This window comes from Massilia sp. Root418, assembly GCF_001425265.1.
In the GTDB taxonomy this organism is placed as follows: Bacteria; Pseudomonadota; Gammaproteobacteria; order Burkholderiales; family Burkholderiaceae_D; genus Rugamonas.
Genome location: NZ_LMEC01000020.1, coordinates 216,085 through 228,014 on the forward strand (window position 1 = coordinate 216,085; position 11,930 = coordinate 228,014).

General features: G+C 65.6%; 10 protein-coding genes. 5 read left to right on the forward strand and 5 right to left on the reverse strand.

The window, feature by feature from the left end:
* Window position 1: 1 nt before the first annotated feature.
* The 4 genes from ASC94_RS13505 to ASC94_RS13520 are packed head-to-tail and all read right to left on the reverse strand — an operon-like array spanning window position 2 to window position 5,891.
* A complete protein-coding gene (locus ASC94_RS13505) occupies window positions 2-925 on the reverse strand; it encodes a LysR family transcriptional regulator (RefSeq protein ID WP_056395382.1) in 924 nt (307 codons plus the stop codon).
* Window positions 925-3,234 (reverse strand): GAF domain-containing protein, encoded by a 2,310-nt coding sequence (locus tag ASC94_RS13510; RefSeq protein ID WP_200955689.1) that lies wholly within the window; start codon window positions 3,232-3,234, stop codon window positions 925-927. Before ASC94_RS13510 ends, ASC94_RS13505 begins: the two co-directional genes overlap by 1 nt.
* A complete protein-coding gene (locus tag ASC94_RS13515) occupies window positions 3,231-3,671 on the reverse strand; it encodes a hypothetical protein (RefSeq protein WP_056395385.1) in 441 nt (146 codons plus the stop codon). Before ASC94_RS13515 ends, ASC94_RS13510 begins: the two co-directional genes overlap by 4 nt.
* 57 nt (window positions 3,672-3,728) lie before the next feature.
* Window positions 3,729-5,891, reverse strand: coding sequence for a TonB-dependent siderophore receptor (locus ASC94_RS13520; protein WP_229417264.1), 2,163 nt, complete (start codon window positions 5,889-5,891; stop codon window positions 3,729-3,731).
* A 185-nt stretch (window positions 5,892-6,076) separates the two neighbouring features.
* On the opposite strand from ASC94_RS13520, the gene asd reads away from it, so the two are divergent.
* The 3 genes from asd to ASC94_RS13535 all read left to right on the forward strand — a co-directional run bounded on the left by asd (window position 6,077) and on the right by ASC94_RS13535 (window position 9,242).
* Window positions 6,077-6,922, forward strand: a complete 846-nt coding sequence (gene asd / locus ASC94_RS13525) for an archaetidylserine decarboxylase (protein WP_056395393.1) — start codon at window positions 6,077-6,079, stop codon at window positions 6,920-6,922.
* Window positions 6,923-6,941: 19 nt separating this feature from the next.
* Entirely contained in the window at window positions 6,942-7,622 is a 681-nt protein-coding gene (locus ASC94_RS13530; protein WP_056395394.1) for a thiol:disulfide interchange protein DsbA/DsbL, read from the forward strand.
* A gap of 396 nt (window positions 7,623-8,018) precedes the next feature.
* A complete protein-coding gene (locus tag ASC94_RS13535) occupies window positions 8,019-9,242 on the forward strand; it encodes a hypothetical protein (RefSeq protein WP_157201445.1) in 1,224 nt (407 codons plus the stop codon).
* Window positions 9,243-9,255: 13 nt separating this feature from the next.
* Here ASC94_RS13535 and ASC94_RS13540 read toward each other — a convergent pair whose 3' ends face one another.
* Window positions 9,256-10,170 carry a LysR family transcriptional regulator gene (locus ASC94_RS13540; protein ID WP_056395400.1) on the reverse strand — a complete coding sequence of 305 codons (915 nt, stop codon included), beginning with the start codon at window positions 10,168-10,170 and terminating at the stop codon, window positions 9,256-9,258.
* 161 nt (window positions 10,171-10,331) lie between these two features.
* On the opposite strand from ASC94_RS13540, the gene ASC94_RS13545 reads away from it, so the two are divergent.
* Window positions 10,332-11,387 (forward strand): porin, encoded by a 1,056-nt coding sequence (locus ASC94_RS13545; protein WP_056395405.1) that lies wholly within the window; start codon window positions 10,332-10,334, stop codon window positions 11,385-11,387.
* Between the two features lie 11 nt (window positions 11,388-11,398).
* Window positions 11,399-11,809 (forward strand): thioesterase family protein, encoded by a 411-nt coding sequence (locus ASC94_RS13550; RefSeq protein ID WP_056395408.1) that lies wholly within the window; start codon window positions 11,399-11,401, stop codon window positions 11,807-11,809.
* Window positions 11,810-11,930: the final 121 nt, after the last annotated feature.

Sequence of the window (11,930 nt, forward strand, 5' to 3'; positions counted from 1 at the left end):
CTCAGATCGCCGGGCAGCCGCCGGCCTTGTATTTGCAGTGGCGGGCGATGACGGTGCGGATGATGCTCACCAGCTGGCAGGCCGCCGGGCCGGGCCGCTCGGCGTTGGCGATGATCAGCGAAAGCGACAGCTTGCGCTTTTGCCCTACCCGCAGCCGCAGCGGCTTGAGCGTGCCGGAAGCGAGCTGGCTCTGGATCTTGTGCGTGGCCATCCACGCGAAGCCCAGGCCGGCACACACCATCTCGGTGCGCGTGGCCGGGCTGGTCACGGTCCAGCGCTGGGCCGTGTTGAGCCAGCCGAAATCGCGCGTGGCCGACACCCCGCCGTCGCGCACCACGATATGCAGGTGGCGCTCCAGGTCGTCCTCGTTGAGGTCGCGGTTCAGCCCGTGCAGCGGGTGGCCGGGATGGGCCACGGCCAGGAATTCGATGTCCAGCAGCGCGTCGCCGAGGAAGCCGCTGGGGACGTAGTTGGCAATCACCACGTCGGCCCGCTTTTCGCGCAGCACGTCGTCCGAGGCGGACAGGATGGTTTCCTCCAGGTTGACCCGCGTGTGCCGCGCCAGCGGCTCGAACTCCTGCAGGATCTGGATCAGCAGCTCGCTGGGGAACAGGCTGTCCACCGCGAAGCGCAGTTCGGATTCCCAGCCTTCGTTCAGGCTGGCCGCCAGCTCTTCCAGCTGGAAGGCGTCGTCCAGCAGCTCGCGCGCCTTGCGCAGCAGGGTGGCGCCGTTCTGGGTGAGCCTGGCGCGCCGGCCGTCGATCTCCAGCAGCTCGATGCCGAGCTGCTCCTGCAGCTTGGCCACCATATAGCTGACCGAAGACTGGCTGCGGTGCAGCGCTTCCGCCGCCTGCGCATAGCCGCCGCATTCCACGATGGCTTGCAGCACCTGCCATTGCTCCAGCGTGCTCCGGGGGATTTTCATTATTTGCTTTGCATGACGTAAGTGCCGTCCCAGTCGTCCGGCGGCGGCTCGGCCGCCAGGCGTTCGCAGCGCTGCACGTACAGCGCGGCCGCCTTGTCGGCGCCGTTCAGCGCCAGCACTTGCTGGAACAGCGCGCGCGCCGCCTGCCATTTGCGCTGGCGGTAGTTGATGATGCCGTCGCGGAACAGGCCCATGGCCTCGATCAGGTGGGGGTAGCTGTCCTCGGTGTGGTAGTCGAGCACCTCGTAGATCGACACCGGCTTGGTCTTGCCCTGCACCACCACCGTGTCCAGCTCGCGCATGCGGTAGGTGCCGCGCAGCGCGCGGTAGGTGAATTCGCTGATCAGGATGTGCGCGCCGTACTGCTTGCAGGCCGACTCCAGCCGCGCCGCCAGGTTCACGCCGTCGCCGATGATGGTGTAGTCCATGCGCTTCTTGGAGCCGATATTGCCGGACACGACCTGGTCCGTGTTCAGGCCGATGCCGATGTCCACCGCCAGCTTGCCGTCGCGCACGCGCAGCCGGTTCCAGGCGCGCAGTTCGGCCATCATGGCGATGGCGGTGCGCACCGCGCGGTCCGGGTCGTCCTCGTGCGCCACCGGGATGCCGAACGCGGCCATGATGGCGTCGCCGATGAACTTGTCCAGCATGCCTGCTTCGCGCTGGATGCAGTCCACCATCATGGTGAAGTATTCGTTCAGCAGCGCCACCGTGCCCTGCGCGCCCAATTGCTCGGTGATGGTGGTGAAGCTGCGCACGTCCGAGAACAGCACCGTGGCGTTGACGTTCTTCCCGCCCAGCATCTCGGCACCGTTGGCCACCATCTGGTCGGCAATGCCGGGATCCATATAGCGCGACATGGTGGCTTTCAGCCGCTTTTCACTGGAGATATCCTCCAGCATCAGCATCCAGCCGATGCGCTTCTTCTCCACCGACAGCAGCGGCTGCACGTTGAAGTTGACGGAGATGGTGTCCTCGCCGACGATCAGCGGCGCGTCCATGAAGTGCTCGGCCACGTGGTTCTCCTCCACCAGGCGCAGCTTGTCCAGCACCCAGGTGTTGGGGCCGGTGAAGAAGTCGGCTGCCTGGCGGCCCAGCAGCTGGGCGGCGTCCGCGCGCAGGATGCGCAGGCCAGCCGCGTTGCAGGTGACGATTTTTTCCTGCCCGTCCAGCGTGACCACGCCGTTGGACATGGACTCCAGCATGGCCTCGTTGTAGTTCTTCATCTGCTGCACGTCGGCAAACAGCTTGGCGTTTTCCAGCGCGATGGAAATCTGCGCGGTGAAGGCGCGCAGGCGCGATTCGTCTTCCATGCTGAAGGGCCCGCCGCGCTTGTTCAGCACCTGCGTCACGCCGATGGTCTTGCCGTGCTTGTTGACGATGGGCACGCACAGAATCGAGCGCGTGAAGAAGCCGGTGCGCTTGTCGAAGGCCGGATTGAAGCGCAGGTCCGCGTAGGCGTAAGGGATGTTGATGGTCTTGCCCGAGCTGAACACGGCGCCCGCGATGCCGGCCGTGTTGGGCAGGCGGATCTGCATCGACTCCAGCCCCTGCCCCACTTCCGACCACAGCTCGCCGGTCTTCTCGTCGTTCAGGAACAGAGTGGAGCGCTCGGCGTTGAGCATGCGCGTGGCCTCGCCCATCACGCGCTGCAGCAACGAGCCGAGCTTGATGTCGGCGGTCACTTCGGACACCACGTCGATGAACTCCATCTCCTGGCGCCGCACTTTCTTCATGCTTTCCAGGAAGCGTGCGCTTTGCAGCGCCAGCGTGCCCTGCGTGGTGAGCGCGGCCAGCAGTTCCAGGTCCTTGCGGGTGAACTGGCCGCGGCGCCGGTTCAGCGTCTGCGACACGCCGATGATCTCGCCCTTGAAGGTGCGGATCGGCACGCACAGGATGTTGCGGGTGACGAAGCCGGTCTGCTCGTCGATGGCGCGGTTGAAGCGCGCATCGCCGTAGGCGTCGGCAATCATCAGCGGCTCGCCGGTGGTAAACACGTGCCCGGCGATGCCGGAGGTGTTCAGGAAGCGGATTTCGCGCTGGGTTTCGCCCTGCGCCACGCGCGAGAACAATTCATTGGTTTCGGGATCGTTCAGGAACAGGGTGCCGCGCTCGGCGTCCAGCTCCTCGGTGGTCACTTCCACCAGCGCGGTGAGGATTTCGTCCAGCGTGTCGTAGGCGGCCATGCGGCGCGACACTTCCAGCAGCAGCTCTGCCGTGCGCAGGCGCGAGGAATGGGCGGCGGCTTTGGATTTGCCGGCCGGCGCGGGGTTCGGCCCGTCCAGCATCTCGTTCAGGCGGTCGTTCATGCGGCCGCGCCTTCCAGCGCGCTGCGCAGCGCGCGGATGGTGTCGTGCAGCTGCTGCACTTCGGCCCGCTGCGCGCTGGCGCTCTGCTGCTGCGCACTGTCATGCTCGCCGTGCGCCCGCTCCAGCGCACTGCGCAGCGCGGTCACGGTTTCACGCAGCTGGGCGATCTCGGCGATGGAACCGGCCAGCGCAGCCTTGACCGCGTTGTCCCGCGCGGCATGCGCCTGCTCCAGCGCGTCGCGCAGCGAGGTCACCGTGGCGCGCATCTGCTGGGTCTCATTGTGTGCGGCGGCCAGCGCATCCTGCGCGTCGCGCCGGCGGTCGTGCTGGGCCTGCTCCAGCTCGGCGCGCAGCGCGACCACGGTGCGCTGCAACTCGCGCACTTCGGACAGGGCAAGGCGCAAGGCCTCCGGCTCGGCTTGGGTGGTGTTTATCATGCAGCAATCATACCACCCGGCTCGACGCCGGAAAACTGCCCGCCCCTTTTACGATTTCTACAATTTCCACTCCAGCCCGGCGCGGAATTGCGCCGCGCCCGGCGCCAGCGAATTGCGGCGCAGGCTGCCGCGCGGATCCGCATAGGTATATTCCTCCAGCCAGTCCTCCGCCAGCGCGCTGACAATCGACAGCCTGAGCGCGTGCCTGGGCGTGAACTTATACAGGAAGTAGACGTCCAGGTCGCGCTTGGCGGTCACGAAGCTGGACTGTTCGGTGCTGATGCGCGAGACCCCGCCGCGCTTGAAGATAAAGCTGCCGCCCGCCGTCACCACGCCGTCCGCCGACTTGTAATCCACGCCCAGCGTGGCCTGCAGCGGCACTTGCTGGTTCAGCTGGTTGTACGGCCCCGGCACGGCGTCCACCCGCGACCAGTTGCGGCTGACGCTGGCGCGCAGGTCCACCGCCTGCGCCGTTTCCATCACCGCCTTCAGCGGAAACTTCGCTTCCAGCTCCACCCCGCGCGCCACCGCGCTGCCGTCGTTGACGGAGGTCTGCACCCAGCGGCCATTCTCCAGCAGCAGCTCCTGGCGGGTGTAGTCGCTGATCTTGCGCACGAAGCCGCTGGCGCTCAGCAGCGCGGTGCCGGCCCAGTAGTGCTCATACGACAGGTCCAGACCCAGCGCCAGTTCCGGCTTGAGCGCGGGATTGCCGCGGAAATCGGGCGTGTTCTGGGTGTTGTTGGCGGCCAGGGTGCGGCGCGGAATCAGCGCCGTGGTGGCCGGCGCCTTGTAGGTGCGCGTCAGCGCTGCGCGCAGCTGGTCCTTGGTGTCCGGGATCTTCCACAGCGTTTGCAGCACCGGACTGAACACGCTGCTGCGGCTGCTGATCGGTTCGAAGCCCGATCCGTGGCTCCCGGTCTCCAGGCCTTCCCAGCGCAGCCCGGCGTAGATCGACAGGCGCGGCGTGAAGTCCCACTCGTCCTGGGCGTACAGCGCCAGGCGCCGCACGTCGGCGGCGAAGTCCTCGTCCATATTGGCCGGGCGCGCGCCGGGCAGCGGCGCCTCGCGCTGCACGCGGGTGTCGTCGCGCCGGCTGTCGGCGCCGTCCCAGCCCATGGACAAGGCATGGCCCGGCACCAGCGGCGTGGAATACTTGCCCGTGAAGGTGTAGCCGCGCTCCCTGGACAGGCTGTCCACCTGGCGGTCCAGGCCGGGCACCCCGCGCAGCGCGCCGGTCTGGCGCATGGCGTTGCTGTTGCGGTTGGCGTTCAGGCCCAGCTTGGTGTCCAGCTTGCCGCCGCCGGCCAGCTTGTGCATCCAGTTCAGGTCGCTGCGGTAAAAATCGTTGCGGATCTGGACATCGTTGGCGGTGCCGTCGAAATCCTGCGGCGCGCCGAACACCGTGCGGCTATCCACCGTGGCCACCACGCGGTAGCGGTTGGAGGCGATGAAGTTCTGCGACGTCAGCGTGTCGCCGTTCGGCAATGTCCAGTTCAGGCGCGGCGCCAGGTTGAGGTTCTCCAGGCGGCCTACCTCGTTGGATTCGGACTCGCGCAGCAAATTGGCCTGGCCGCGCGCATCGGTGCCGTTGTCTTCGATCAGCTTGAGCCAGTGGAAATTCAGCCGGTTCAAGGTCAGCACGGCGGAATAGGAAAAATTGCCGTCCTTGTCGGAGAGGGTAAAGATCCCGTTGCCCTGCGAGAAATCGTTGCCCCGCCCGGCCGTGGCCTTGAGTTCGCGCTGTGCTGTCCTGACCGCCTTCTTCAGTACGATGTTGATGGTGCCCGCGATCGCCTGGGCGCTGAACTCGGCACTGGCCGCGCGCATGATTTCCACCCGCTCGATCGCGTCCGGCGAGAGCTGGTCGAAGGAGAAGCCGGCCGGGGCGCGCTCGCCGTTGAGCAGGATCTGGGTATAACCGGCGCCCAGGCCACGCAGCCGGATGTCGGTGCTGCCGCCGCGGCCGGTGCTCACCGTCACGCCGGGCAGGCGCTTCAGCACCTCGGCGATATTGCTGTCGCCATAGCGCAGGATTTCTTCGGCGCCCACTACAATTTTGCTAGCCGTGTCGTCGCGCCGCGCGTCGTAATCCGCAGCCGAGCCGTTTACTTCCACCTTTTGTATAGACGTCTTCTCATCCCTGTTTTCCTTCAAGGGCACCGGCGCGGCCCAGGAATTCAGGGCCGACGCCACGGCGGCGGCGGCCAAGGAGAAATTCATTGCAGTATGAAAGCGAGCCATGGCGCAGTATAACTTTGCAAAAAAGGCTACATTTTCTCATAAGTGCTTGTTGTTGGGAAATATATTCAATCGTGCGCGGCGTCGTTGCGACATGCAGAAATCGTGCTTTGCACGTGGCGCGCCGTTATAATGCGTATTCGTCTATATTGATAGGTGTGATAACTGTGTCCGACCGTCTCGCTGTACTGCCGCAATACCTGCTGCCCAAGGGCGCGCTGACCAACTTCGCCGGCCGCGTGGCAGGCGCCAAGGGCGGCGCCATGACCACGCGCATGATACGGTGGTTCGTGGGCCGCTACGACGTCAATATGGCCGAGGCGGCCAACCCGGACATTGCCAGCTACGCTTCGTTCAACGAATTCTTCACCCGCGCGCTGCGCCCGGATGCGCGGCCGCTGGCCGACGCCGACTTCATCTGCCCCGTGGATGGCCGCATCAGCCAGTTCGGCGCGATCGAGGATGACCAGATCTTCCAGGCCAAGGGCCACAAATTCACCACCACCGCGCTGGTGGGCGGCGACCGCGAACTGGCCGCGCAGTTCCAGCACGGCAGCTTCGCTAATCTGTACCTGAGCCCGCGCGACTACCACCGCATCCACATGCCATGCGACGGCAAGCTGACCCGCATGATCTATGTGCCGGGCGAGCTGTTCTCGGTCAACCCCACCACCGCGCGCGGCATTCCCGGCCTGTTCGCCCGCAACGAGCGGGTGGTATGCGTGTTCGACACCGCCAGCGGCCCCTTCGTCATGACCCTGGTGGGCGCCACCATTGTCGGCAGCATGGCCACTGTGTGGCACGGCGTGGTCAACCCGCCGCGCCACAGCAGCGTTCAGGAGTGGACCTATGCCGACCAGAACATCGTCCTGAAAAAGGGCGAGGAACTGGGCCGCTTCCTGCTGGGCTCCACGGTGGTGATGCTGTTCCCCAGGGACACGCTGCATTTCAACGACAGCTGGCAGCCGGCCGGACCCGTGCGGCTGGGGGAAGCCATGGCCAACCTCAAATAAGACTGCAAAGACCGCGACAATGCTGAAACGTACCGTACTGGCGATGAGCCTGGCCCTGGCGGCCGCTGTCGCCGCCCTGCCCGCCTCCGCCTCGCCCGCCGTGCCGCGCGACGGCGCGGAATACCGCACCCTGGCATCGCCAGTGACGCCGCAGGCGCAGGGCAAGAAAGTGGAAGTGGTGGAGTTCTTCATGTACCACTGCCCGGCCTGCAATATGCTGGAACCGGGCCTGGCTGCGTGGTTGAGGAAACAAGGCGACGCCATCCAGTTCCGCCGCATCCACGTCCCGCACACCGGCGCTGCCGATCCGGAAGCGCACCTGTTCCTGACCCTGGAAGCGCTGAAGCTGGACGAGAGCATGCACGGTAAGGTGTTGAACACCTGGCACGTGGAGCGCAAACGCCTCAAGTCGGACGAAGACAACCTGGCCTGGGCGGTACAGAACGGTATCGACAAGGCGCAATTCCAGGCCGCCTACACGTCCTTCGGCGTGCTGACCCGCCTGCGCAACCTGGAAAAGCTGGTTGGCAGCTACCGTGTGGATGGCACCCCGACCGTGGTCATCAACGGCCGCTACCTGACCTCGCCTTCCATGGTCTCGGAAAGCAACCCCAGCTTGCCACGCCCCTCGGTGGAAGCCGCCGCCTTCCAGGTCATGGACGCGCTGGTGCTGAAAGCGCAGCAGGAACTGGGTAAGTAGCTGCGCCAGTTCCCACTGCCGGCGCGCTGAGCCCGGGCAGCCACACACTTTCGGCTGAGGGGACACGGGGGAGTTTAAAAAACGGGATTTACTAAAAGCTGCTAACTCCTGCTAAGGCTTACTACAGCGCGCTATCCCTTACTAAAATTAGCGTCCAGCACTATTTAGGTCCGCTTAGCGCAAAAACCTGCGAAATATCGATGAATATCGCGGATTAGCAATGAGTAGCAGGTTTTAGTAAAAACCGAAAAAAGCGCGCCCACCCTGCGAATCGGTGGGCAATGCAGCCAGCGACAAGAACAACAAGCTTGACTATTCTCAAGGCATTTCTTTTCGGATAGCAAATCATCGGAGTGCTGCATGACTCGTTCGATTAACCTATCCGGGAGAATTGCCTTGAAGAGTATCTGCGGTACGCCTGTTTTACCGAAACGTTCAGCCATTCTGGCAGCCCTGCTGTCGGCCAGTTCATTCGCACTGGCGCAATCTCCCAACGCCTTGCGCGTGGTCGAAACCGCCCGCGCCGGCCCGGTGCAGGGCAGCAAACAGAACTCCGATGAATACATCTGGCGCCTGCTCACGCAATTCGCGGCGCCCGCGCCGGGCGTGCCGGGCGCGGTGGTCTTTGAAACCTGGGCCTCGGACGCCGAAACTTTCTCCGCCAACCCGGTCTGGCCCAGCGCCGGCGCGCCGAAGAAGTTCCAGCGCAGTGTGCTGCGCGGCAACCGCACCCACGGCGCCGGCCCGGCCAGCACTGCCGCCACCGCCAGCCAGGTGAGCCCCATCGACGTGCCCTGCTCCCCGCCCGGCAACGCTGCGGCAGGCGGCTTCCCGGCGGACGGCACGCCCCTGCCCTGCATCGCCGAGGAAGTGCGCCGCAACCGCCCGCAGTTCGACTACATCGTGACCAACGGCCTCAACACGAAAGCCGGCTTGGCCGCCGCCTACGCCAGGTCGGTCGACGTGCAGATGCCAACCAGCGCCATCTCCATCAAGGGCGACTGGGTGCCGGTACAAACCCTGCTGAAGTGGATACCCGAACTGGGCAGCGTGGATCGCATCCGCCAGCTGTACTACACCGGCGTGGCCGACAAGGTGGAATACGCGGTGGTGGCGCTGCACGTGAGCAGCCGCCAGAACCCGAACTGGGTCTGGGGCACGTTCGAGCACCAGAAGAGCCCCGGCCGCTGCGACGACCTGGGCTGCCATGACAGCTTCGGCGCCGTCAAGCACGTGGTCGCGCCCGATCGCAGCGCCATCAACACGCAGTACGGCGCCTGCGAGAAGTCGCCCGCGCTGAAGGCGCTGATGGCGGAAGCCAGGCTGTCTCCCGTATGGCAGAACTACTGCCTGAAATCGTCGCAGGTGGATTACACGGCCAAGAATGGTACGCCTTACGCGCTGGGTAACTCGGTGATCGAACGCATCGTCGGCAACGGCACCGTGGCGGCTTCTTCCTGCATCACCTGCCACGCCTACGCCTCGTTCGACGCCACCGGAGCCCCGCCGCTCGCGGCGCAGGCCATGCTGCCGTTCAACCCCACCGGCAAGCCCCTCCCGGCGGTGCTGAAGAACGCGCTCAAGTACGACTTCACCTGGGGCGTGCTGCTGGCCAAGTGAGGTTGCGCCAGGATCAGGCGCGGCTGGCGCCCACCGGGCCGCCGAGCGACTCCAGCATATCGAGGAACACCCGGGTCTTGGCCGGCATCAGGCGGCGGCCGGGGAACACGGCCCAGCCAGTGACGGTGGGGAAACTCCATTCGGGCAGCACGCGTACCAGCTGTCCGCTGTCCAGGAAACTCTGCGCAAACAGCTCGGTGCTGGCGGCGATGCCGATGCCGGTGCAGGCCATGCGCACCAGCATCTCCGGTGAATTGGCGATCATGCGCGCCGGCAGTTCGCGCTGCCACTCGGTTTTCCCGCGCAGCAGGTGCCAGCGTATCATGCCGTTCAGCTTGGGCGGCAAGCTGAGCAGGTCGTGCTTGTACAGGTCGTCGGGGTGCTCGGGCAAGCCGCGCATGGTGGTGTAGCCGGGCGACGCGTACAGCGCAAGCTTGCTGATGGCCACCGCGCGCGCCGCCAGGGTGGAGTCGTCCGGCAGGTTGCCCATGCGGATGGCCAGGTCGAAGCCCTCGGCCACCAGGTCCACCCGGCGCGGCGACAAGTCGATCTCCAGCGAGATGGCCGGGTATTTCTCCATGAAGCGCGCCATCAGCGTGCCCATGGCGTGGTTGGCGAAGTCCGCCGGCATGGACACGCGCAGCAGCCCGCTGGGCGCCTGCTGGCGGTGCTGCGCCAGCGCGCCCGCCGCTTCCACTTCCTCCGTCACCTTGCGCGCGTGCTCCAGCAGGCTGGCGCCGAACTCGGTGAGCACCAGGCGCCGCGTGGTCCTTTGCAGCAGGCGCTCGCCAAGCTGCGTTTCCAGCAGCGACAGCCGGCGCGACACGGTGGACTTGGGCTGTCCCACCCGCTCCGCGGCCGCGCTGAAGCTGCCGCACTCCACTATCCGGGCGAACAGGAGCAAGTCGCCGGGGTCGATATCCGCCATAAGAATTCCATGCTGTGTATGCCCGCGCACCTTACCACAACAGGCGCTGTCCAGAAAACAACGGCCCGCACAAACTGATTTACACCTAATATGTTTAAGCTTAAAGTATCTTCTGTTTGTGTTCTGTTGCAGGCCCCTCTCCCCCCAACCAGGAAAACAAGATGAAAAAGACCTTGCTCGCAGTCGCCATGTGTTCCACCTGTTCCTTCTCCGGCCTGGCCGCCGCGCAAAGCAGCGTCACCGTGTACGGCGCGGTGGACGCCGGCATCGTGCGCGAATCGGGCGGCGTGGCGGGCAACATCACCAAGCTGACCGGCGGCGTGGAAGGCGGCTCGCGCCTTGGCTTCCGCGGCAGCGAGGACCTGGGCGACGGCATGAAAGGCATCTTCGCGCTGGAGATGGGCTTCGGCCTGGACACCGGCGTGAGCGGCCAGGGCGGCGTGCTGTTCGGCCGCCAGGCGCTGGTCGGCCTGCAGACCAAGTCCGGCACGCTCACCCTGGGCCGCCAGTACACGCCGCTGTTCATGGCCATGACCAGCATGGACCCGTTCCAGTCGCTCAGCACCGCCGGCTCGGCCGCCAACCTGATGTCGAACGCCGGCATCCGCATGAACAACACCGTGAAGTACACCCTGCCGGACATGAACGGCTTTTCGGGCGAACTGGCCTACGGCCTGGGCGAAGTGGCCGGCAACAGCGACGCCGGCCGCAACCTGGGGGCCAACCTGGGCTACACCAGCGGCCCGTTCAGCATCAAGGCCGCCTACGCCAACATCAACAGCATCCCGGTAGGCACCGCCGCCATGAGCAAGGGCCGCACCACCATGCTGGGCGCCACCTACGACTTCGGCGTGGCCAAGGCCGCGCTGATTTATGCGGCCAACCGGGGCACGGTCAATATCAACAACACCATCAATCCCAACGGCCAGGCCGACTCGCGCGACCTGCTGCTGGGCGTGACCGTGCCGTATGGCCCGCACACCTTCCGCGCCTCCGTCATCGACAAGAAGGACCGTGCCGGCACCCGGCGCGGCGCGGACCAGTGGGGCGTGGGCTACAGCTACTACCTGTCGCGCCGCACCGACGTCTACCTGGCCTACGCCAGCATCGACAACGACGCGGCCAAGGGCAGCACCGGCTTTTACACCGTGGGCAACGCCACCGAAGTGGGCTCGGGCGACCGTGCCGTCAACCTCGGCTTGCGCCACACCTTCTGAGGACGGGAACCATGGACGCCAAACCGGACCACTGTTTCGAACGTGAAGTGCTGGTCCGGTTTGCGCATTGCGACCCGGCCGGCATCGTGTTCTTCCCGCAGTACCTGGTGCTGTTTAACGGGCTGGTGGAGGACTGGTTCAATGACGGGCTGGGGATAGGGTATGCGCACTTCGTCGGCGAGCGGCGCTGCGGGCTGCCGATCGTGAAGCTTGATTGCGAGTTCAAGGCGCCCAGCAGGATGGGCGAACGGCTGATGCTGTCCCTGAGCGTGAGCCGCGTGGGCAACAGCTCGATCACGCTGCAGCTGCGCGCCAGCGCGGGCGGCGAGCTGCGGGTGCTGTCCACGCAGGTGCTCGTAACCACCTCGCTCGATAGCAACAAGGCCATCGCCATTCCGGAGGACTTGCGGCGGCTGCTGTGACGGCGCGCGGCGGGTTACGCGCCATGCGCTAACCCGCCCTACGGTCCGCCACCGATACGCCCCCTTTACGCCCCCTTTTACGCCGCCGTTATGCCCCCGTCGCGCCCGCCGTTATGCCCGC